This is a genomic window from Halorubrum sp. 48-1-W (assembly GCF_003287355.1).
Lineage (GTDB): Archaea > Halobacteriota > Halobacteria > Halobacteriales > Haloferacaceae > Halorubrum.
In genome coordinates this window covers 1-20,300 of record NZ_QMIM01000035.1, presented here as the reverse complement: position 1 = coordinate 20,300, position 20,300 = coordinate 1, and the positions used below count along the sequence as shown (strand labels likewise).

General features: G+C 52.7%; 21 protein-coding genes. 12 read left to right on the top strand and 9 right to left on the bottom strand.

Translation table 11 applies throughout. The features are described 5' to 3' along the window. Nucleotides 1-25 precede the first annotated feature (25 nt). The 5 genes from DQW50_RS14820 to DQW50_RS17930 form a co-directional block, all read right to left on the bottom strand. Nucleotides 26-1,690: a hypothetical protein gene (locus DQW50_RS14820; RefSeq protein WP_112080044.1), complete on the bottom strand. Its 1,665-nt coding sequence runs from the start codon at nt 1,688-1,690 to the stop codon at nt 26-28. Nucleotides 1,691-2,006: 316 nt separating this feature from the next. Continuing rightward, entirely contained in the window at nt 2,007-3,707 is a 1,701-nt protein-coding gene (locus DQW50_RS14815; RefSeq protein ID WP_112080065.1) for an L-lactate permease, read from the bottom strand. Then, nucleotides 3,700-3,831 carry a hypothetical protein gene (locus tag DQW50_RS18660; protein WP_255417645.1) on the bottom strand — a complete coding sequence of 44 codons (132 nt, stop codon included), beginning with the start codon at nt 3,829-3,831 and terminating at the stop codon, nt 3,700-3,702. The genes DQW50_RS14815 and DQW50_RS18660 overlap by 8 nt, the downstream gene beginning before the upstream one ends. A gap of 346 nt (nt 3,832-4,177) precedes the next feature. Next, on the bottom strand, nt 4,178-4,591 hold the full coding sequence (locus DQW50_RS14810) for an iron-sulfur cluster assembly scaffold protein (RefSeq protein WP_157964880.1): 414 nt from the start codon (nt 4,589-4,591) through the stop codon (nt 4,178-4,180). Nucleotides 4,592-5,157: 566 nt separating this feature from the next. Then, entirely contained in the window at nt 5,158-5,304 is a 147-nt protein-coding gene (locus DQW50_RS17930) for a hypothetical protein (RefSeq protein WP_157964879.1), read from the bottom strand. A 235-nt stretch (nt 5,305-5,539) separates the two neighbouring features. Here DQW50_RS17930 and DQW50_RS17925 point away from each other — a divergent pair, with 235 nt between their 5' ends. The 5 genes from DQW50_RS17925 (at nt 5,540) to DQW50_RS14795 (ending at nt 10,459) form a co-directional block, all read left to right on the top strand. Continuing rightward, nucleotides 5,540-5,677 (top strand): hypothetical protein, encoded by a 138-nt coding sequence (locus tag DQW50_RS17925; RefSeq protein WP_157964878.1) that lies wholly within the window; start codon nt 5,540-5,542, stop codon nt 5,675-5,677. A 195-nt stretch (nt 5,678-5,872) separates the two neighbouring features. Beyond that, complete coding sequence (locus DQW50_RS17655) at nt 5,873-6,340, top strand: hypothetical protein (RefSeq protein ID WP_127341342.1); 468 nt, start codon at nt 5,873-5,875, stop codon at nt 6,338-6,340. Nucleotides 6,341-6,764: 424 nt separating this feature from the next. Next, the gene (locus DQW50_RS18540; RefSeq protein WP_241964447.1) at nt 6,765-8,522 is read left to right on the top strand and encodes a hypothetical protein; all 1,758 of its coding nucleotides are present in this window, start codon (nt 6,765-6,767) and stop codon (nt 8,520-8,522) included. Nucleotides 8,523-8,801: 279 nt separating this feature from the next. After that, nucleotides 8,802-9,320: a type IV pilin gene (locus DQW50_RS14800; RefSeq protein ID WP_112080042.1), complete on the top strand. Its 519-nt coding sequence runs from the start codon at nt 8,802-8,804 to the stop codon at nt 9,318-9,320. Nucleotides 9,321-9,439: 119 nt separating this feature from the next. Next, complete coding sequence (locus DQW50_RS14795) at nt 9,440-10,459, top strand: HAMP domain-containing sensor histidine kinase (RefSeq protein WP_112080041.1); 1,020 nt, start codon at nt 9,440-9,442, stop codon at nt 10,457-10,459. A 694-nt stretch (nt 10,460-11,153) separates the two neighbouring features. On the opposite strand, the gene DQW50_RS14790 is transcribed toward DQW50_RS14795, so the two are convergent. From DQW50_RS14790 to DQW50_RS14780, 3 genes are all read right to left on the bottom strand, one after another. Further along, nucleotides 11,154-12,035 carry a hypothetical protein gene (locus DQW50_RS14790; RefSeq protein ID WP_112080040.1) on the bottom strand — a complete coding sequence of 294 codons (882 nt, stop codon included), beginning with the start codon at nt 12,033-12,035 and terminating at the stop codon, nt 11,154-11,156. Next, entirely contained in the window at nt 12,035-12,922 is an 888-nt protein-coding gene (locus DQW50_RS18245) for a hypothetical protein (RefSeq protein WP_112080039.1), read from the bottom strand. The genes DQW50_RS14790 and DQW50_RS18245 overlap by 1 nt, the downstream gene beginning before the upstream one ends. Nucleotides 12,923-13,008: 86 nt before the next feature. Then, nucleotides 13,009-13,581: a hypothetical protein gene (locus tag DQW50_RS14780; protein WP_112080038.1), complete on the bottom strand. Its 573-nt coding sequence runs from the start codon at nt 13,579-13,581 to the stop codon at nt 13,009-13,011. Between the two features lie 174 nt (nt 13,582-13,755). Between DQW50_RS14780 and DQW50_RS14775 the strand changes: the two genes are divergently transcribed. The 3 genes from DQW50_RS14775 to DQW50_RS14765 all read left to right on the top strand — a co-directional run bounded on the left by DQW50_RS14775 (nt 13,756) and on the right by DQW50_RS14765 (nt 16,281). Further along, nucleotides 13,756-14,505, top strand: coding sequence for a hypothetical protein (locus tag DQW50_RS14775; protein ID WP_112080037.1), 750 nt, complete (start codon nt 13,756-13,758; stop codon nt 14,503-14,505). 250 nt (nt 14,506-14,755) lie between these two features. After that, complete coding sequence (locus DQW50_RS14770; protein WP_112080036.1) at nt 14,756-15,316, top strand: hypothetical protein; 561 nt, start codon at nt 14,756-14,758, stop codon at nt 15,314-15,316. Beyond that, on the top strand, nt 15,313-16,281 hold the full coding sequence (locus tag DQW50_RS14765) for a hypothetical protein (protein WP_112080035.1): 969 nt from the start codon (nt 15,313-15,315) through the stop codon (nt 16,279-16,281). Before DQW50_RS14770 ends, DQW50_RS14765 begins: the two co-directional genes overlap by 4 nt. A 45-nt stretch (nt 16,282-16,326) precedes the next feature. On the opposite strand, the gene DQW50_RS14760 is transcribed toward DQW50_RS14765, so the two are convergent. Continuing rightward, complete coding sequence (locus DQW50_RS14760; RefSeq protein ID WP_112080034.1) at nt 16,327-17,478, bottom strand: signal peptidase I; 1,152 nt, start codon at nt 17,476-17,478, stop codon at nt 16,327-16,329. Nucleotides 17,479-18,041: 563 nt separating this feature from the next. Between DQW50_RS14760 and DQW50_RS14755 the strand changes: the two genes are divergently transcribed. From DQW50_RS14755 to DQW50_RS18880, 4 genes are all read left to right on the top strand, one after another. Beyond that, the gene (locus DQW50_RS14755; RefSeq protein WP_112080033.1) at nt 18,042-18,713 is read left to right on the top strand and encodes a PepSY domain-containing protein; all 672 of its coding nucleotides are present in this window, start codon (nt 18,042-18,044) and stop codon (nt 18,711-18,713) included. Between the two features lie 97 nt (nt 18,714-18,810). Continuing rightward, nucleotides 18,811-19,107, top strand: a complete 297-nt coding sequence (locus DQW50_RS14750) for a hypothetical protein (RefSeq protein WP_112080032.1) — start codon at nt 18,811-18,813, stop codon at nt 19,105-19,107. 42 nt (nt 19,108-19,149) lie between these two features. Beyond that, on the top strand, nt 19,150-19,689 hold the full coding sequence (locus DQW50_RS14745; protein ID WP_112080031.1) for a winged helix-turn-helix transcriptional regulator: 540 nt from the start codon (nt 19,150-19,152) through the stop codon (nt 19,687-19,689). Nucleotides 19,690-19,979: 290 nt separating this feature from the next. Further along, nucleotides 19,980-20,279, top strand: coding sequence for a histidine kinase N-terminal 7TM domain-containing protein (locus DQW50_RS18880; RefSeq protein WP_112080030.1), 300 nt, complete (start codon nt 19,980-19,982; stop codon nt 20,277-20,279). Nucleotides 20,280-20,300: the final 21 nt, after the last annotated feature.

Here is a 20,300-nt window from a genome sequence, read left to right as displayed (position 1 = left end):
TGACCCTGAAGACACCGATTGATAGTCAGTATTCCACCGTGTACACGTCATCCTCGTCTTCGATCATCTCCAGCAGTTCCATATCTGTCCTGAACTCCACCGTGTCCTTCTGTATGTACGATGGGACGAGGTTCGAGACCACCATCTTCCGTACCTTTAGATCCTGCCAGCCGCCCTTCATCTCGTATTCCATCTCCTCGCCATCCTTATCTTGAGCAGTAAATCGGTCAGCTGGGCTCAGTCTGAGCCAGGTTTCTACCTTTTCCGGGAACGGCAGTCCGGTCGGCGATCCCCCGTACCTGTCCGCCTCTATATTGAAGACCTTGTGGTCGAACTTAGCATTTAGATCCTCTACGCCCTCAGCGGTGTTCATCAGTATCTCCGGCATCAGGTACTTACATTCGATGAACCAGAGTTCGCCCTCTTCGTCGTTCACGACAAGCAGGTCGATCTCAGATGAGTCTTCACCGGGGATCTCCGCGCTATGGTAGCATTCAAAACCCTGATCAGTGAGATACGCGTACAGATTTTCCTCGAACTGCTTCCCTCGCCGCGTGGCGACCGTGTTCAGAATCTCGTGGCCGCTATCCGCGTTGCCGTTCTGAAGGAGGGGAAATATCTGGTATCGAAGTAGCTGGGCGTACCATCGCGGATAGATGAACCGTGTTTGTTCCCGGGTCTTCGGCGGGCGGCCCTGTTGTTGGTAATAGGGTACGTTGACTGTGACCTCAAACAGGAAGGGGTGGGCGTCGAGGTTGTCCCTGCCGACCACGACGTACTCCCGGACCTCTTCCCAGTCGTCGCCGAAGGTGTCCTCCCCGGCCTGTGTGAGTCCCTCCTCGGTCGTCCACGCGAGTTTACTGTCCTGAAGCATAACTTCCCCATCTTCGTTGACGAACTGGCCGTCGATCCGGTCGAAAAGGTCCGAGAGACCGAATACCGAGACATGGTCGGGCATCATAGTGCCGTAGATGTCCCCGACTGTGTTGTCGGCCGACGCGATGAACAGCATCGAGAGGATGAACCCATAAAACGTGTCGCCGAAGTCCTCTAGCGTGTCGATATCGTCGCTTGACGGCCTCTCGAAGTTACGGATCTGCTCGTGGGTCTTGTCGAACAGCTCAAGTTCCTCTTCCCGTCCCCCAATCAGGCTTTTCAGGCACCGCTGGAAGCAGTATCGATATTCCGTGTCGCGCAGATCATAGTCCCCGAACAGGAACTTCCCATCTGACATCGGGACCGGGTATTCGATACAAAGCCGGAACCGGTCTTCGACGTGCTTGAGCGCTCTCACGAGTTCCGCCTGCGTAGAGAGTAGCGTGTCGATTTCCTCATCGAGTTCATCGCCGCGGTCTAAGTACTTGTCTCCGAAACTGCTCTCGTCCGCCGTATAGACGATTTGGATTAGGTAGTTGATGTAGGCGAACTCCCGCATCTTCAGGCGACGGTTTTCGTAAAAGCTGTACGAGACCTTGTTGAGACGTTCTATGAGGTAGAGGAGTAGGTGGCCCTTGTCGTACTCCTGCATAAGTTGGACTAGGTTCTCATCACGGAGGAACTGCCGGTCGCGTCTAACTTTCTCCTCAATTTCGTCCTGGTCCGCGATCTGGATATCGAGACAATTCGGACACACCAGTTTCTCGTTGTTATGGTCCAAGATGAGAAGATGGCTACAGTCAGAACAGGGCATATCCTTGTTTATGCTAGATCTGTGAGTTTAATATACCTTGGCTGGGAGCCGTCCTAAGGTCGACAGTCTGGGATGGTCTGACTACATATCGAGATAGGGGCCGCAACCCCAAAACGTGATACTATAGCCTATCGCTCAACTGGAGTAGGTTCACTGACCATCCGTGTTCGGTTAATACTCTCAGTAATAATATACACGTTGTAAGATCACCTGAATCGGGCGTACGCGACGGAATCGAGCGGTGCTCAAATCCCACAGAACCCCCGTTCGCGCTTAACCGAACATCAATGCTCCGTACATCGATGAACGTGAGTAATCATACGAACACAACAGTAACTGAGAGCAACAGAGTAATTACGATCGTATAACCAACGACCGGTAGCAGGTTCACTCTGATCACTATCCCCTCCTTGCCGACGAGACCGACCGTGGCTAGTGCAGCGATCACGTTATGGATGGATATCGCATTGCCCATCGCCCCCGCAGCGGCTTGTGCAGCGACGACGTGGACTTGGTTAAGACCCATTTCACCGGCCAACTCGTACTGCATGGGACTGAACGTGACGTTAGAAACCATAACGGATCCGGTCACGAACGTCCCTATCACGCCGATTGGTGCCACTACGGCAGCATACATCCCATCGAAGATACTTCCGATACCATCGGCGAGTGCTAGCATCATGCTCTGATCACCGGGAACACCTGTGTACTGACCCGAGTGTAGCAGGATGCCGACGGTGGCGATAATAAACACGAGTGCCACAGCGGGACCGACAGCTGTTTTTCCGGCTTTGTTCCAGGCGCGCGTGATCTCGGTGTACGAAAGCCCATACAGTGGAATGGAAACGAGTGCGGTTACCACGAGCCACGTACCCGGGGCGTATGCCCACTCAACACCGTTCGTGATTGTCGTTCCGAATATATTCACCCACGTCGGAGCAAACACATTGATCTCAGTGAGCACTCTTCCAACCGGGGTAAAGTCACGCGTCCCCACGAGGAGCATGACGAGGAGTAAGTACGGTACCCACGCCCGAACGAGCGAGATGCTTGTACCGCCATCTGTCATGGTGCCTGACCCGGTTTCGGAGTCAGTCGCTTTCCCAGTGGCTGTTAGCCCCGTCCACGTCTCTGGCCACGCACTTTCCGCGGGGAGTCGCCATTCATTCTGTGGGAGGAGTAAGCCACGCTTGAGCACAGTAACTGTCAGCCCGCCGCCGACCATCGGCGCGATAATCGATGGAAACTCCGGACCAACGAACGTGGCAGTTAGTACGAACGGAGCGATGAACGCACCTCCAGCGAACAGCGCGAGCGGAATGACGGGCCGTACTGCTGTGAGCGACCGCTTGGTGGTGTCTCCGAAAAAATAAACGAGCATTGAGACAGTAACCAACGGCATGAACAGTCCGGGAAGAAGGTGGTAGATACCGACCAGCCCGCTTACATCAGCGGAGAACGCTGTGGCTTCGGCCACAGAAACTCCATTAATCGATCCTACTGCCTGTGTCACGCCGGGGTGAATCGGTACGCCGACCGCACCAAACGTGGTCGCGATCGCATGTCCAACGAGCGCGACAATAACTGCTGCGAGCGCTGGAAACCCGAGGCCGACCAACAGGGGTGCGACGATCGCTGCAGGAGTTCCAAACCCTGCGACTCCTGTCAGAAATGTCGTAAGAAAGAACCCAACGAGAATGGTTTGGACTCGGTGGTCGCTACTGATTGAGGCGAATCCGGAAGTGATCCGCGAGATCGCGCCTGCCTGCTGAAGAGTGTATAGCAGTACCAACGCACCGAACACGATCCACAGGATCTCGATGGCAAGGAGTACTCCCCACGCCGTTGCTGCTCCAATCCATCTGATCGGGAGCTGCCAGACGGTGGCGGCTACGATAACTGCTGTTAGCCAAGCGATCGGCATCGCTTTTGCTGCTGGCCAAAGTGCCCCTACGAGTAGCGTCGCGGCAACGGTGAGCGGAAGCGCCGCTGCGGCAGCTAATAATAAGTCACTCATCAGCATCAACCTCCACAAGAGTATAATGATCGAGTGATCTGATTAAATCGGGGAAAATTTGTCTCGCTAAGTAACCACAAAAGGTTTCTATAATATTTTTCTCTGGTTTTGCGAAACTACTCATGTTCACATAATGGGCTGAATACAAAAGTATATGTTTGCCATGTAAAAACACGAATTATACATAAGACAAGATATTTGAATAATAAAAAATGAGGATAATGAAGACCGGTGCTCTATGGGAACGATCCGTTGTTGATAGACTGCGGCGATGATTCCTCGGACATGATATCACTTTGCCCCCCGGGTATCGATGTCAGCGGGCGCGGGATTTCGATCGGACCGCTACAAGTGTGAAGAGCGGACCTCTTAGGCGCATGCTAGTGAACAGTCCAATGGGAAACGCGAATGAACGGTCTATACTAGCGATATAGCAGACCACAACTGAAGCGTTACTACACCGAGATTGATCAACTAGAGGGATTGGTGGGTCCGTCCTCAATAGCCTGCCGAAAGGCAGTCAGAATCAACTCCGCACACTGGAGCCGAGGTGGTGTCAAGTCCATTCCAACATGCTCTTCAATATATTCGGAGTCCCACTCAACAATCTCCGAGACGGAGACACCAACCATCTGCTCAGACAATAGTGAGGCACCGGCTTGTGACAGTGTACACCCGTCACCGGTGAAGCGGACTGTTTCGACTGTGGTCCCATCATCACTGAGAACTACCTGAAGTCTAACTCGGTCTCCTTCAGGGTGCGTTGGGCCGACACACTGTGGGTTTGTCATTGCTGCCTCAACATCGGGAGAGGGAAGCTCACCGTAATTCCGGGGATTCTGCGAGTGATCTGCGAGTAACTCTTGGACAAACTTGTTGTTCATAAAAGCACTAAACAGCCTCATGAACAAGATTGTTCGGCTAGTCAGCCATCCTTGGTCCGTTGCATAACGAGGACGTCTGTGGATTGGATCGCTGATTTCAGAGAATTCGGACGTTGTTTGGCTGTATCGTGTGTCTCGCCATAATCTGGGTCGATTCAAAAAATCATATAGCGAGTGTGTCATCGAACGGATATTATGAGTGACACGAGAAAGTATTTGTCTCGTTGAGTTCGAAGAATAGCGTTGGAAAATACAGCTACTCTTGACACAGATCGCTATACAGAGGGTATGTAAACTGATCTATGACACCCTCATATAGTGTCTAAAAAGCACCGAGAAGGAAGTGGTTCTCGCAAAGCCGTGTAAACCCGTACTGAAATAAATAAGATAGACCTACACGAGAACACGACCAAGGTTGAGCCGTGCGAGTCATAACACACACCCGGGTATCGAGAACTGGCGAGACGCCTGACAGTAGCTCGACGAGCCGGGAGAGTACACGGGCGGCGAGCGGCTCTACGCGGTACTGTTCGACACGGACTAGGGTTCTTACGGCAACGTGGTTGCTATGGCATGATCACATTACAAGCGCCAGCCCCGAGAAATGTACTTGGGAACACGGTAGCAAATCCGCAGTAGATTGCACTGAGGAGCAGGATTCCAAAGACGACGAGCATCAATGTGCCGATCCCCTTAATCTGTTGTGCTGACATGATTGTATTTCTCGAATATTTTATAATAAAACCAACGCATGCGCCTTTGAGAAATCGACAAAACACGTTTCTCTAAACTCTGGCTCCTAGGAGGTACTGTTGGAATTGTAGAAACACCTCACTGCCGGTCCGATCGGGTGCCTTTTTAGGTGATTCTCCCCCATCTGCTATTGGATAAAGGCAGCGACTCCGCCCCTAGGCCGGTCGGAAGAGCCTTTCTCCGGAAGCTCCACCGATGAGTGACAACGACGAGGAGTCAGACGAGGATGACTCCGACGACCGAGGTGAGTCCCCGATCGACCAGCTGAAGGAGATTAAAACGGCTCTGGAGGTGATCAAGCTGGCCGCGCAGCTGGTCGACATGTGGAAGTAGTGGAGTACGCCATGCGGCGGCAACTCCACCCCTAGGCAGTTAATACTCCATTCGGGTTCGTATTAAGCAGTTTGGAAGATTACCAGGAGAACGACTCATAGATAGCAGAATGTGTGGGCTCTATTGTTTTCCCTACTTCCTTTTATTCGTCACTGTCGGCGTTACACTTATTTTGAATTATATTGTTTTTCAACTATGATCTTAAACGTATTGTCTGTGCTAGCAGCGTTAAGTGGTGGTGTGCTAGCAGTGTCATTTGGTCAAGTCCTGTCTGTGTATCGGAATGATATTCAGAATGCTCGGAGACTGAGGTCCTATCTTGAATACATACAATCGTTCAGAACGAGAGATGACGAGAATACATCACCGAAGAATCAAGCGCTAAGGAAAGCTAAAGAGTCTGCTGAAGACGTGTACATGGAAAATACCTGGTTATTGAATCAAGTCGGTGAACAGGCATTATTCAATATTTTCTTTGAATTAGAAGAAGTAAAAAAGAGCTTGAGTACAGATGAGTCCGCATCAGATACGTGGGACAATATAGAAGAACAAATAGACGTGATTGATGACGAAATAGCTCATGTTAGAATAAGAGATGCGTTCTACCGATATCTCGGTGATGAGAGGCCATACCCTAAACATTCTGAAGTTGCTGATAAATAAAGTCTAGAAGCGAGTTTGACGGGGACTCTCTTCAAATCTATTCGGCTCGAAGCCAAGATCTGTGTACAGAAACGGGGGTTTTCTGAACAGTAAAATCAAATCTACAAGGCTCTTCCCGAACTCAATGAAACACTACTGTCCGCAAATTGATAGAACATTCTGTAATGAATACAGGGCGCGAATCCGCCGCACGCTAATTCATACGAATACCGCAAGTATAAGAAGATTTATACTAACACATCACCTCTACTGCGCGATTATGAATTCACGACGACGTGATAGTCACGCAGACAGCATGCGACGTGCTACCACAAGCAGACGGGCGTTACTCACAGCAAGCGGCGCCGTCGCAATCGGCGCGCTAAGTGGCTGTCTGAGCCAAGTCGCGTCGTCAGTCACGAACACAGGGTCGTCGCCTGCGGCAGTGTTCGCAGGTGCGGATTGGAATGACGATGAAACGGAGGTCACACTCACGTCCGAAGACGAGATCTTTGGCGAACCGCACGTCGCTCGGTTGACTCCGACGCTTGCTGGGCGAGTTGAGTTGGAAGGGTGGGTAACTTCGACCGCGCTCACCGCGGCGAACTACAACAACTCTCGGAGTAACAAATCAAAAACCCGGGCTCCTGACGGGGATGAGGATGCCGATGGTGTTGACGACGACGTTCGCGGTAAGGACTACAACTCGCCCCGAAGTAATCGGAGTATCGCAGGCCCCAGCGATATCATCGACGACGATATCGACGAAGACGATGAGACGTTCCGGCGCGTCTCGCGGCTTGACGCACAGCTCGAAGAGGCGACGACTGCGGCTGCGACAGCAATTTCGAAGCGGAGTGCGCGGACAGGGCGGAATCCGGAGACGGAGAAAGAGATTACTGAGGCGTTAGGTGACATGGAAGCAGTGCTGGCCGAGATGCGGGCAGTGCTGGAGCGATGTTCAGACGAGTCCTGTGTCGCGGCACTGGCGAACGTCGCAGATAGGGAGACAGACGTTGTCCGAGCGCAAGAATACGCTCAGGACGACGAGTGGGAGGCTTTCGGTCTTGACAGTGGTGGTGACGGGAACGATATCCTCGTCGGAGATTACTTGCTTCCACCAGTCGGGTTTGATTCATCGGAGTTGTTCAGTCCGGGAGAGCAGGCGGAGCTTTTCAGATATCTTGAGCAGAAGCCTGTTGTTGCGGAACGGTTCTCGGTGTGTTTGCCTGATGCTGAGGTTCCGGGTGGAAACGGCAGTATCGAGGACGCGGTGACGCCGGAGCGGCTCTTCGCCTACCTGACGGGTCGGTCCGATGGTGAGGGTAAGGTGTACTCGTGGGGGAATTCAGAGTATGCTGGCCCGGATGAGAGCGGTGATTGTGACGATGTCAGTTCCACTGTGTCCCCGGGTGCGGTGTGCGGGGAAACACCCCACTTCGTTGCGGAGATGACGGGGCCTGTGGCGACGGGCGGTGGACTCGTTGCTGAGCGCACTGCTGACGGTCAAGTTGTTGTGACGAACTCTCCACCGTCTGCTGAGGGTGGTGTGTCTGTCGTGGTGTGCCCGGTTAAGCATAAGCCGTTCGAGCCGGACGGGTTGGATGCGTGGGCAAAGAAAATGGATGACGTGCCTGTTGAACTTGCTCAGCAGGGTCGATTGCTCAACCTGACAGTAGCGCAGGTGATGGTCCAGCCACCAGGGTGTCCGGAGTCGGTTCCGGCCCTCATATATGTGAGTCGAGGGCTAAGCGACGGGCAGCTCATCTACTCAGGCGGGTGGATTATCGACGATGCTGCGTTGTACGAGAATTCGACGACGGTGTTGTCGATGGCTGGGGCGGCGCAGGTGATTGGTATCGAGTGCTGCTTCGATTACTCTGCTGACGCTGATGGAGATAGGCTCAGTGACTTAGTGGCACGAGCAGGGCTGAGTGAGCGTGCTCGTCGGGGGGCGCGAATCGACTCAGGAACGGTCGATGAGTTGGTCAAGGCGGGAGTGTCTTCAGCGGACTCGTTTGACCCTGAGGATCCTGTGATGAGTGACTTTCTTCGGTCTCGGTCTGGAGGAGGCGGCGGTGATCGGGTGGCCCTGACGCACGTGGCGGTGGATGCGCCGGTGTTACACTTAGTAGACGCTGCGAGTGCGTCGGATGATGTGAAATTCAAGACGGGGGCTGAGCTCTCGAAGAGCGTGAACTGATTGTCTGTACGGCACTGTGGCACCCCATGTGGCGACCCGAGTTTTTCCGACGGTATCGCTGTGCTGTGTACATCCTCTGTATCTCGCACGCCGTTTTTATCAGATTCAGATGATTTCAGCAAGTCAATCGCAGTGTAACCAACATCTGCCGCAGCTACAATAGATTATGATGAACTTGATATCTGGTGATTGAGGATTGGTTTCTCGAATGAATTCTGTAGAGAATGTATAGCTTGTCAACCCTATAGATATTTTATCAAGCAGAGATTAGTTGAGCTAATGAGTAAGGATGACCGCGCTGTTACTCCTGTCATCGCAACAATTCTCATGGTCGCGGTTGTGGTCGTTTTAGCAACAACCATCTCTGTATACTTCTACGATCTTAGCAACACTATAGAACCAGCCCCAAACGCCGCATTTGAGCAACAACTGCTTGACGAAAGTGGTCCTAATGAGCGTCTTGAGGTTACCCTCACACATGGAGGTGGAATCCGTGCAAACCGGGTGCTGATCGTCGCAACAGAGCCAGTCGATATTGGTGGCCCAGATACGGACCCAAATGGTGGTTACGCAACGGTCGGAGAGAAATTGACAGAGGGGAATGATCAATCCGGTGTTGGCGAATACTGGACAGCAGGAGAGACGATAAAACTCGGTGGCGTTGGGGACCTGTCTGGGATCACAATTCGCATAGTCTGGAACCCAACAGAGGTGAAAAAAGATGGCGCAGGTGGAAGAGAACCAAGCGAAGTAATCGGCGAAAACGCTGCAGTAATTTGGGAACACACTGTTGAATAGGTGCCTTATTGGCACCTGCGGATCCTGACGACGACCAATCGCACAATACAGGTGAAGGGCTCATCGGTCGGTGCGGACCTACCAAAGAGTAAGTAACCAGCCGACAGAGAATACGACATATGAGCGACGGCGACTCGAAACCGGATGACCTCTCCTCCGAGTTTTTCCAGCAGATGGTCGAGGCAGTCGGCGTCGGCGTCGGGATATACGGACAAGACGGTCGGTATATCTACGTGAACGACTCTTACGCTGAGCTGTTCTCAGTCACGCCGGCCGATCTGGTCGGAGTAGCGATTTGGGAGGTCGCACCCGAAGTCGACCCCGATACGTTCGACGCGTACTGGGACTCATTCGCTGACGGTGACACACGGCAGGCGGAGACTGTCCATGAGTACAGTGGGAACCGCGTGCCCGTGGCGACGGTCACAACGCAGCGAACGATTGACGGGGCGCCGTACCACTTTGGGACAATCAAAGACATTACTGAACGCAAGGCTCAGGAGCGTGAAATTCAACAGCAGAACGAACGTCTGGAGAATTTCGCCGGGCTCGTCTCACACGACCTTCGGAATCCGCTCAACGTCGCGCAGGGCTATGTCGATATGCTACAGGCAGACATTGACCGCGATGAGCTAACTCTCGTTGACAACGCGCTTGAACGGATGGATTCGCTGGTGTCTGAGCTGTTACAGCTCGCACGGACGAACACACCGGTCGGGGAGACAGACCCAGTGTCGTTGTTCGACACCGTGACGAAAGCCTGGGACTCAGTCGCAACGATCGACGCCGACCTGCGGTTGGCAGGCTCCGATACGCAGATACTTGCGGATGAGTCCCGATTACGGGAATTGTTCGAGAACTTATTCCGAAATGCTATTGAACACGCCGGGGCAGATGTAGAGGTAACCGTCGAAGCACAGTCAGACGGCTTCTCAGTCGCCGATGATGGACCTGGAATTCCACCCGAAGAGCGTGATCGAGTTTTTGAGACCGGGTTCACGACGAATCCGGACGGGACGGGATTTGGCTTGAATATCGTCCAGCAGATTGTTACCGGCCACGATTGGGAGATACAGGTTACGGAGAGTATCTCGGGGGGCGCACGATTTGTGATTACCGGCGTCAAGACGGTGGATTAGTACGTAGTGCTACATGCGCGACTCGTCTCTTTCACGGTGTTCGGAACGGGATCCGAATCGCCAGAGTTCAGTCCGGTCAATTCGCAGTTCTCATCGACCGGCTGTTTCAGTCGATAATGTATCTGAAGAAGAGGATTTCAACAGAGCCAAGGATTTCTCAAGACAGAAACTTAGAGGGTTGCTGACACGCGGCATTTCACCGGGATAAAGGCGGAAACTCGATGGTACAGCTGACACTCACTGACTCCGTTAGCCTTTGCGTAGCACATTGTTGATGGACTGCGGTCTTTCGGTTTGCGGTGCGTGAGTCAAATTGGAAGTTCACGGTAGAGACGCTTAGAGGGTCGGTTAGTTCCCCCGCTCAACTAGTGACGACTGTACCAACAATCTCCTACAAAAGAGCGATTGTGAAATTCAGATTACGAACAGCACTGATGGTGGTACGCAATTCGAGATTACAGAAGTTGACTCTGACGTGTAGATCTCCGCTCACAGCACATGATAGAGACAGACCAGCTTTGATTTGTGAGCTCTCTCATTGATCGAGTTGATCCCGTACAATTCAGACGGCGACGAGTACGCGACTCATACTCTTATCCTGCGCGGGGTGGTGAGGAATCTAAGGCCTGTGTAGATGCTGGTAACTATAGGACGCAAGTTATGTACTAATTTTTCTTTGAATCACGGGTAGAAGCTACTCACTGTCGAAGAAGAATAATACTACGAGGTAGCTGCTCAAAAAGCCTAGCGCGTATCCCAGAAAGTGTGTGTACGTGTTTACCAGCCCGGCGTCCGATAACGGGTCTGCCGGGAACGCAGTTATCAATACAGCGATAATAACGACGATCGACCAGACACCGAACTCAACAAACCCTGGCGGCGGTCCACGGAGAGTCGACCGATCGACCCCGGAATGTCGCAGCGTTACACCGTATCCGACGACAGCGAGGAACGCGACGAACGTCAAAACGATTGTGAGGCCCGGTTGGACGACAGCAACTGCGAGCGGGATCACGACACTCAATCCTACGAAAAACAGGCCGGCAGCAATGTTCCGTCGGACAAAATTATCGATGCTGAACCGGCGGCGGACGTACTGGGCAACTGCAACCGGGAGGTAGCCGACAAACGCAAGTGTCAATCCGGATGCTCCTAGCGAAAGGGCCTCACGGGGGACAACGAGGTTCAGCCCGGATAGCACGAACGGGAATGTAACGAATACTACGACAAAGACGGTATGAAACAGTTGTCTGCGGTCGGCAAGTACCGAGAGGAGGTACGCCGTTGGGACGACGACGAGATACGCCGTGAGGTTCCGAAGCAGGTGGACACTGTTCGCGTGGGTGAAGTTGGAAGTAAACGCTGTCAGCACGCTCGGGTCAGCGTATGAGAACGCCAACTGCCGTCGAACCTCTGACGGGAAGAGCCCGATCACAAGGAGTACTGCCGCGGGAAATAGGAGGAGAATAATATCGACCCGCCGAACAACACGCTGTACTGCATCAGCAAACGACTCCTCTGCTGGTAACTCAAGTCTAGACTCGGTAGTCATCCCTTCGTCGGTTGTCGTCGTCATTATTTTTTCTCCGTGTTGGGCTTGAAGCCATTAGTGGCTATTCGGACCCGGTAGACATAGCTGAGTGACAACATCATCGCGATAACGCCAATGGAAATCAGCGAAAACGGATTGCCGAAGCCGGCGAGTTCGATCAGACTGCTCTCGAGGTCGGCGTCGGGGTCGACACTTGGATCGGTGGCGTCACTGACTGTGTCCGTGTCGTCGTCGGGGTTGTCTGCTCCCTCCTCGCCTCCCTCATCGTCTTCTGTCGGTCCGTCTGGTGTATCCCCATCTCCATTAGTGGGCTCGTCATTACCGCTACCACCTCCGTCGCCGCCACTGCTACTATCGTCATCACTACCGGTGTCACCTCCGCCACCGCTGCCACCTTGGCTGCCCCCGCCTCCAGCCTGGCCGCCACCACCGCTGCCGCCACCACCAGTACCGGCGTCAGGGACATCGACCTCAAGCTCGATGGTAGATGAGAACCCTGTGCCACCCGTTGAGACGACCGCACCGAACAACACCGACTCACCGGGCTGAAGTTCGATCGTTCCGTCGTTGAAGGTCTCTCCCGTGTCCATCCGTTCAAGCGCGACACGCTCGTCAGTGCTTTCGAGGTGAACGGTCGTGCTGGCCTCGCTGTCTTCGTAACCACCGAACCCGACGACAAACAGGTCATCAATCCGCGTCTGGCTCCCTGGCGGGAGCGTGTCGAAGCGGATTCGAACCTCGTCGTTCTGGTCAATTTGTACGTACTGCTCGCCGCTCTCACTATCGGCGGCATCGAGATACATTTCAGAATCGGGCGCGACCTCATCACCGTCGGTAAACGCCGCTGCGGTGGCGACTGCGCCGCTACAGAGGATAATAACGGCAATCACGACGGCGACGGTGCGGTTCATTCGATTCGGAGTTCGTCAGGGGAGTCGTTGCCAGCTTGTTTATTCAGCAGCGCTTCGGGATACGGCACAGAGTGCGTGGAAATTTTTTAATTACTGTCAACAGCCTCTACGATGAACGTTACCTGACTAATGTCATCTAGGTCGTTTGTGCCGTCGTTTGTACCATCGTCTCGGAGATCAACGATAATGTCTATCTGTTCTGTTTCGGTATCGTCTAGTCGAGACTTGTTCCCCTTGCCGACAATAGAGACGGTTGAGTCATTCCCATCATCAATACGAAAATCGAGGACTCCTCCATCACTGATTCCGACATCTTGGTCCTCCTTGACGAAGAGATCGACTTTGAGGCTATCACCGTTCTCGCCGGTGTTATTCTCCACAACGAGCGCCTGCTTGAACGAGGTTTTTGACTGCTCATTAAGATCGCTCTGTGAGAACTCGATTACGTTGACTGCGTTGCTCTCGTCAGTACCGATGAGTCGCTCTGCCCCGACAGCGTCTGAGTTTCGTTTGAATATTATTTGCGCGTTGTCGTCGTTGTCGACATTGAGTGTAACGTCACGGTCGGCTTCGATTGAGGTGAACGCCCCGGATCCGAATGCGGCTCCAACCCCGATGCTGGCGGTACCGATTCCCGCGAGAACCACTCGTCGTTTCATTACCCCTCCTTCTAGCCAGAGGGGTATAATATTGCGGCGCGTTAGTAGGCGACCCTGCGTACAAAAGCCGCTTCAGGATGTCCCTGAAGCCAAACAACCCAGCTAAATAGCGCATTTAGGCTGCTAACGCGGCGCATTAATATGTAGCCTCCTCTGTAATGTGTGAGTGTAAAAATGAAGCTTAACCGCAGAAGCGTACTGGGTGCGATCGGGCTGGTGGGAGTTGGAACAGGTGCGGCGTTCGGGTCGGGTGCGTTTACCTCAACTACTGCCGAGCGTGCGGTCGAAGTGAACGTGTTCGGTGCCAATGCCGGTCCAGACGGGGTTGTTGAGATAAATGAGCTTGATGGTGGTCCTACACAGCAACAAAATGCTCAGGAAGAAATCGCAGAGACAATCACCGGTAACGCAGTCGACGTTCTCGTAGACATTTCGTCGGACTCCGTCGCCGTTCGTGCTAATGATGGCACCCTATTTAGTGATGGCACCGCACTATTCCCCAATCCAACAGACGGATCATCAGTATATGGTCAGAACAGCGGGGACCCATTTGATGACGGAGCTAATATTGACAACGAAGAGGAATACGTTAGTCTCGTCGCTAACGATGTGACGATCGTATTTGGCCCTGGAGACAGTGATGGTGCGGGTGTGCCACCGAACTCGGTGCTTACGTACGACCCCTTCTTTGCCTTCGCCGATCCGCAAGGTAACGGATCGAGTGTTGAATTCCAGACCACCGCCAATGACAATGCGGAACAACTTCTTACCAGTATTGCAAGCAGTTCTGTTAGTTCAGCAGACGGCTCAGGAGTTGAATTCAGTACTGTATCCAACCGGCAAGAAGAAAGCGCTGAGATCAGCACCGGAACCGCCAGTACAGAGACAGAGAATCTAGATATCGTAATCGGACAATCGAACTAAGTTTGTAACCGGTACAACCCGATGACGCATCGTACAATCTGGCTTGTGGGATTTATTTTGTGCGATAAGTAGTCTAAGAGGACAGAACGGTACTGTATGTAGGCTAAAACACAGAATAACTCAATTCTTGTCTGACAAAATAGCTAGGTATTACCCTATCTACGTGGATGTAGAAAACCGCCTGATTTATGTTTCTAAATATCATTTTGATTACGTAGCAAAGCAATCCCCTTCCACTCTCAAATCACATATGAACTCTATAACACAGGTCGAAACCGACGACTCCCCGCTTTCGAGTGACGAGATCCACGACCTGTTGAGTAACCCGCGCCGCCGCCACACGCTCCACATTCTGAAACGCGACGACGGCACAGCGGAACTCTCGTCGATCGCCGAGCAAGTCGCGGCGTGGGAAAACGACAAGCCACGGTCGAAAGTCACCTCCCAAGAGCGCCATCTCATCTACACTTCTATACAACAGAACCACATCCCACGGCTAGAACGGGCAGGCGTAATCAGCCATGAGCGGGGTGAGCTTGAGCTGACGAACGAGGCTGAAGAGCTTGACGTCTACATGGACATCGTTCCTGGGAATTCGATTCCGTGGGGCGAGTACTATCTTGGGCTATCGGCGTTTTCACTCGCACTTGTGGCTGCCGTCTGGGTCGGTATCTTTCCGGCGTCGGTTCCGGAGTTGGTGTGGGCGGCGTTGATCGGTGTGTTGTTCGCCGGTTCAGCCGCGTATCACGTATATGAGAGTCGAGAGACGGTGCTTGGTAGTGGCTACGAACCGCCGGAGTTCCGAGAATGAGCGAGAATAAGAAGTGGACTCGCCGAGCCGCAATTGGGTTCATCAGCGGTGGAGCTGGGTTATTAGCACTGAGAACGGATGCAGCGATACAGATTCAGGCCGATCGAGGGGTGAATCTCGGGACGACTACCGACACTGAGGCCCTTCTGCCGCTTATCGATGAGTCAGTAAGTGCGGAGATCTCGGGCTTCGGAGACGAAACCACGGTCTACAGAATAGCGGAGAACAACGTGAACTGGGATTTCACCGACGTGAGTCTCTCGAACATCAAAACGGAAAGTGGAGACGATATCAGTCGAGGAAACAGTCCTATTACTGTGTCGACTAGTGGAGAAGACGTCGTCATCAGCTGTTCCGGGAGCACGTTCAGCGGTAAGTACGAACTCAGTTTCGACCTGAAAGCAGAGAGCGAAGGCGGGCAGGTGTCGGTCGTTACGGACCGAACCGCGGGTGAGCCGGTCCCCATTGACTGTACGGTAGATGCGGACTATGCTGATGTAAACAACTACAGCGACAACGGAGAGGGCGATGCTGAACAGCCCGGCGATAAAGCGAGAGGAACGGTGGAGTACCCGAGTAACATCGGTAACAATGATGAAAATTTCGCTACACTGAACAGCCGAAACAAGGACGGTGGGTTGAAAGTCGGATTCGTACTCCCACCGGTTTCGTCTGCCGAGAAGTACGTTCTCACTGTCAGGACAAAAAAAGCGACCGGAGGCCTGGTCGCGTACATCGTGACCGGAGATGAGGACGGCGACGAGGTCAGACTGAGCTGTAACAAAGAGATCAAGAAAAACACGGACGAATACGTCATTCAAGCTACTAATAAGTGCGCCGCTGCTGGGGAGAAAATAAGCGATGAAAAGAATCGAAATGACCTCTTCCTCGTATTTGAAGATGGCTCAAATGGAAACAACAGATCCGAAATACGGTTCATTGACTTTCAGGCACACGAGTCGTAAGTAGACGTATCTATGTGACTATCAGCAGACGACACATCGAGTCCATTACTCAAACAGATATCGCAGTCGGTATAATATAGATTTTCTCCGCTTTTTTCGACTCCGCACTTTTTGTCGTCCAAACCCGAAGGTCGCACCGACAAGGGTAAGGACGCTTCCGAGTACCAACGCGTTGAACGCAGCAACTGCCACAAGTGGGTGAATTGAGTGGAGCCAGACGATCAGTGACGGCGGCGCGACCAGAAAGTACCGATGCTCCGAGATCGTCACGATGGCCTGTTCCCCGGGCGGAGGGGCCGTCACCGTTAGAGTCGCCGTCGCTGACCCACCACGCGGTGCTGCCAACTCATTTCGGCTCAACACTCCGTCCGGGTGACTCGTCTCCAAGAGCACCAGCATGGCAATCAGGCCGTTATTCTCGGCAGTAAGTTCGGTTTCAACAGTTTCACCAGCCGTCGTACCACCGGGAAGGTCGTCACCGTCGATGACCACCTGTTGGGTGCCCGCAGGCGCGAACAGCGCCGCATTGGCAGGCACTAAGATTAGAAATGCTAGCCCGAGTGCGACCCACCGACCGTCGATGCCCTTGGTACCAAATCGAGACCGGTTCCGCGTTCTGTCACGTCCTTGCCGACCTCGGAAGTCATCAGCGAACACGATCAAAAGCAGTACCAAACCGATTGAAATGAATAGCCCACTCAGTGTCCGAGAACCCACCGTCTCAAGACCAAACGCCTCAGCGACTGTCGTCTGTGCGCTCTCGGCTGTACCCCTGACGGTTTCGATCCCGGTTCCAAGCCCAGGCACGCGAACGACCTGTCCGTTTATTTGGAGGGCGGTGGCAACAACTCGGTCTTCCGTCACCACGGGTTCTTCGCCCTCTTGATCACGAAACGGATTGTTGTCTCCGCGTGTGATGTACCCCTCGTCGGTAATCCCAACGACCCGATGCGTCGTGAGCCCGCCACCCTGTAGTTCGATCGCATCAAATACGATGACATCTCCCGACTCAATGTCGTCTGACATAGTGGCCGGGACAGCAACAAAGCCGTCACCGGCTTCGAGTGTCGGTGACATACTCCCAGACGTAACGTATCCCAATAAGACTGGTTGACCAGTAAGTTGTCCGACAACAAGAGCGATAACAGCGAGAACCGCGAGGATCGCAAGAACATCCGCCGCGGTCCGCCGTAGCATACGATAGCTACTGATGGTGAGCGTTTTAATTTGGCGTTTGGTCTCGCGTGTGGCGGATGTTTTTAAAATAGGCGTTCAGAAAACGGGGGTTATCTGAACAGTAAATCAAATCTACAAGCCTCTTTCCGAACTCAGTGAAACACTACTATTCGCAAATTGATAGAACATTCCGTGATGAATACAGGGCGCGAATGTGGTACGAACTGAGGCCGAGGTACGAGAGAGAGTAATCGGTCAGTACAGTCCGTATATTGCCTGTGTTTGATTACACTCGGCACGTTTTGGAATCTCTCTGGAGGCCGTTATCACGATTGATTTTATACCAGATTCAACAGACTCAATCTATTGATACTGCTGTCGGACCAACTTGCGCTGTGTCTCATGTACGTCCCAGATTAACAAATATGTCTATTATCGGATGACATGTGGCTGGTAGAGCGATTACGATTATCTACAGACTCCAGATGTAATGAGTTGTTAGAGGCGTGTACCACTGCTAGACTCATATACCAAACGACACTTTACACGTGGTCCCGTATAGTCGTAGTGAGGCTACGAAACTGATGGAATCTAACAGTCGGAAAATAATCGGAGGTGCCGTTGTTGCAATCGCCTTGCTCGCCGTTGTCGGCAGCGGGGTAGCATTCGCGCAAGGGAGTGGCTCATCACTCGTATCGGACGTTGATGACGACGACTCGATCCCAGAGAGTAACGTCACACTTTCTGAGCAAGAAGCAATTGATATCGCAACTGCCGAAGCTAATGGGACTGTTAATGAAGTTGAACTTGAAAACGAAGACAGCGTACCCGTCTACGAAATAAAACTCGTGACGACAAGCGGCTCAGAGACCGAAATTGCTGTCCACGCAGACGATGGCACGGTCCTCGAAACTGAGAGCGAAGACGAGGAGATGGACGAAGACTCGATTTCGGAGAGTAACGTTTCACTCACTGAGCAAGAAGCAATTGATATCGCAACTGCCGAGGCCAACGGAACTGTTGACGAAGTTGAACTCGAAACCGAGGATGGCGCACCCGTCTACGAAGTCGAACTCGTGACGGCAAACGGCTCAGAAACTGAAGTTGCCGTCCACGCAGACGATGGTACGGTCCTCGAAACTGAGAGCGAAGCCGACGAAGATGAGCGGGAAGACGAAGAGATGGACGACGAAGATGAGCAGGAAAATGAGGAGGCAGACGACGAGGATGAGTACGAAGACAGCGACGACGAATAAACGGTGGTGTCGCTCAACAATATGACCGCCAGAACCAACGGTCGCGTGTGACCACCGTGGCAAATAATTAGATAGCCCCCACACCCAATTTCATTACATGACGGAGATTGAATTGTTTGAACCGGAAACGTTCATCCGGGCTCTTACGCTCTTAGTGACGATGATTGTGGTTCTTATTACCGCGTTCGCTTACTACCGCACCCGGGTCCGTCGTATTCTTGTCCTTGCGCTGCTAGCAACGCTACTCGCAACCGATCTCATGTTAGAGGTCGGTGACGAGTTCTTCGAGGAAGGTATCCCACACTTCGAGTTGCTCACGAGCCTGTTTGCACTCGGGATTGCACTCCTCTTGTTATCGACAGTAATCTGGCGCTTCGATTGGCAGCCACGATGATATCCCCACGCGCCACAGCCGGCTCACAGAAACGAAACGCAGATGGTTAGACGCCGACCTCACGACGGCGAGGAAGACATCCTTGAGCTAGAGACGCGGAAGGAGATCTTCGAATACGTCAAAGCAAACCCGGGTGTTCACTTCAGCCAAGCGAAGCGCGAACTCGATATGGAGACCGGGCTTTTACAGCACCATCTCGACACGCTCGAAAACTATGACGTGCTCATGAGCGAGGACCATCAGGGTAAACGCCGGTTGTTCGTCGCCGAGGAACTCGATAGTGAAGAGCGTGAGATACTGTCGTCCCTCCGATACGAGACGACCCGCCATGTCTTGTTGTTCTTGATACAAGAGGAGACGGCCCGAAATGGGGCGATCGCCGAAGAGGTCGGCGTGGCGCCAGCGACGGTTTCTTGGCACGTGTCACGCCTCGTTGAAGAGGGGATTATCTCCGAGGTTCGAGATGGCCGAACGACGCTCTACACTGTTGCCGACGAGGAATTGACGATGCAACTCCTCGTACGATATCAGGAAAGTTTCGTTGACAGGGCAGTCGATAATGTGCTTAACTTCTGGGGTTAACTCCGCGATCTGAGGTACAAACTAATTAAAATATGATCCATTCTTACACCACTACCTAACAGATACATGTATCCACAACATGGTCACCAGAACATACGTTACAATCAAAGAGCTTCCGGCAGCCTACACGCAAGCGAATTCTATCGGTTGATTTAGCATTCAGATAAAAAACGCAGTTCCCGTGCTGACAACACCCTGTGTATCTCGCACGACTTTCCTGACAGGTAGCGGGGAAGTACGCGATCGGTACATGAATGGCCTTTATATGACATTTTGCTAATTATCCTAATATGAGTGTGACCCAGTTTGATCTAATCTTGTTCGGGGTTCCGGCTCTGATATCAGTAGGTGTCGCGCTGTTTGCGTGGCAACATCGATCGAGCCCCGGTGGCAAGCCACTCGTCATCCACGGACTCGGATCAGCCGTCTGGATACTTAGCTATGGAATAAGCACCAGAATAAATAGTCAGTTGATTGCTCCACGTATGTTGGGCGTTTCGTGGCTTGCTGCGGTTGTGGTGGCATTCTCCGGTATGTATGTCGCTGTGGAGTATACTCAGTACCTCACAAAGCATCGTCAGCTAACCTGACTTGAGTCACCTGTTCTGTCG